This window comes from uncultured Campylobacter sp. (assembly GCF_937890585.1).
Classification (GTDB): domain Bacteria; phylum Campylobacterota; class Campylobacteria; order Campylobacterales; family Campylobacteraceae; genus Campylobacter_A.
In genome coordinates, this window is the sequence record NZ_CALACG010000200.1 from 1 (window position 1) to 1,943 (window position 1,943).

General features: G+C 43.1%; 2 protein-coding genes. Both read left to right on the forward strand.

The window, feature by feature from the left end; genetic code table 11:
* Positions 1 to 1,541 (forward strand): single-stranded-DNA-specific exonuclease RecJ (gene recJ, locus Q0296_RS05870; RefSeq protein ID WP_298037941.1); only part of this gene is annotated, 1,541 nt, incomplete at its 5' end.
* A 28-nt stretch (positions 1,542 to 1,569) separates the two neighbouring features.
* On the forward strand, positions 1,570 to 1,869 hold the full coding sequence (locus Q0296_RS05875) for a hypothetical protein (RefSeq protein WP_298037943.1): 300 nt from the start codon (positions 1,570 to 1,572) through the stop codon (positions 1,867 to 1,869).
* Positions 1,870 to 1,943 lie beyond the last annotated feature (74 nt).

Consider the following 1,943-nt stretch of genomic DNA (forward strand, 5'->3'; position numbering starts at 1 on the left):
CACGTAGATTTTGTAACGACATACACAAAAAACTTAGTGAAATTCCAACACCAAGTGCCTTAAAAGATATCTACAAAGGTGCTAACCGCATAAAAGAGGCGATCGAGAAAAACGAGCGCATAGCCATTGTGGGCGATTATGACGTTGATGGTGTGGTTTCAAGTGTTATTTTGGCTGAGTTTTTTGACGATCTTGGTGTGAAAGACTACCTAGTAAAGATCCCAAACCGATTTAAGGACGGATACGGCTTAAACCCAGAGATCATCGACGAGCTCGCAAGCGATATAAGCCTGATCATCACCGTTGATAACGGTATTTCGGCAAATGACGCAGCCGCTATCTGCAAAGAAAAGGGCATAGATCTCATCATCACAGATCACCACATGCCGCCAGCCGTTCTGCCAGAAGCCTACGCTATCATCAACCCTAAACAAGAGGACTGCAGTTTCCCAAATATCGAAATTTGCGGTGCTGAGGTAGCTTGGTATTTGGTGGGCGCGCTAAAAGATGTATTTGCGCTAAATTACGATATGAGTAAATTTCTCGAGCTTTTAGCCATCGCGATAATCGCTGATATGATGGAGCTAAGAGATATGAATAGAATGCTCGTTCGCATGGGCGTTTGCAAGCTAAATGCATCACAGCGTTCGGCATTTTGTGTGATAAAAGAGTTCTATGGTAAGGAAAAATTTGAGTGCGATGACATTAGCTTTCTCATCGCTCCACTCATAAATTCCGCTGGACGCATGGACGATGCGATGAATTCGTTTAATTTCCTGCGCGCAAAAACCATTGAAGAGGCCTACGACTACCTTGATACGATTATAGAGTTTAACAACTCCAGAAAAGAGGAGGAGCGCCAACTCTTTGAGTGCTCGCTAAAGGACGTAAAAGAGGACGATGAGGTCATCATCACTTGGGGAGAGCAGTGGCATGAGGGCGTGATAGGCATCGTGGCTAGCCGCCTGGCAAAGCACTTTGCAAAACCAGCTATCGTCTTTAGCATCGATAAAGGCCGCGCAAAAGGCAGTGCTAGAAGTGTTGGTAAGCTTGATATCTTATCGTTAATCGCAAGCCACGAAGATCTACTAACAAGCTACGGCGGTCACAAAGGTGCAGCAGGGCTAACTCTTGCGCCTGAAAATTTGGAAAAATTTAAAGAGGCGATAAATAAAAGCTGCTCATGCCTAAATATGCAAGAGTGCAAAAGCTCAGATGAGCTACTTGGCGACATAATGCCAAGCGAGATAGACTTTGAGCTACTTGAAATTTTAGAATTTTATGAGCCGTATGGACAGAAAAATCCACGCCCAGTCTTTAAGATAGAAAACGCTGTCGTGAAAAACGAGAGGCTCATAGGCAGGGACCAAAACCACTTAAAGCTTATCTTGCAAAAGGATAACAAAACGCTTGAAGCACTCTTTTTTAACTTCACAAGGCACGTCAGAGTGGGAGAAATGGTGGATGTCATCTTTTGCGTTTCTAAAAATTCATTTCGCGGACTTGTTACACCGCAGCTTTTGATAAGGGAAATTTTATAAATTTTAACTCTTTTATTAAAGTGAAGAGATGGATAAACTAAACGGGAAACAAACAAATAGGGTTAAAAAGAAAAAAGAGGCAAGTCCTCTTAATACCAAACTAAGCACTACTCAAAAATATATAATAGCGATCATATTGGGCGCCCTCTTTGCCCTTTATGAGATAGGACAAAAAGAGGCTAAAAAACATGAATGCGAGGAGCGCTTGGATAGGTCGCTAGGTCCAGCATCGCTTGGCGGCGGCGGTATAGTGCGCGGCCTTTTAAAGGCTGGTTGTGGCGCTGGAGGCGATGAGCATCATCACCGCCATAGACATAGAAGATGGTGAGGCCTCTTTTTATCTTTCTTATTTCATTTTGATCCCACACATCGTGCTTTGAAAGTGTTTTAACTACTAAATTT

What these genes read in the sequence shown, in the direction of transcription:
- Q0296_RS05875 (WP_298037943.1), top strand. Translation starts at nt 1,570, where the DNA reads ATGGATAAACTAAACGGGAAACAAACAAATAGGGTTAAAAAGAAAAAA.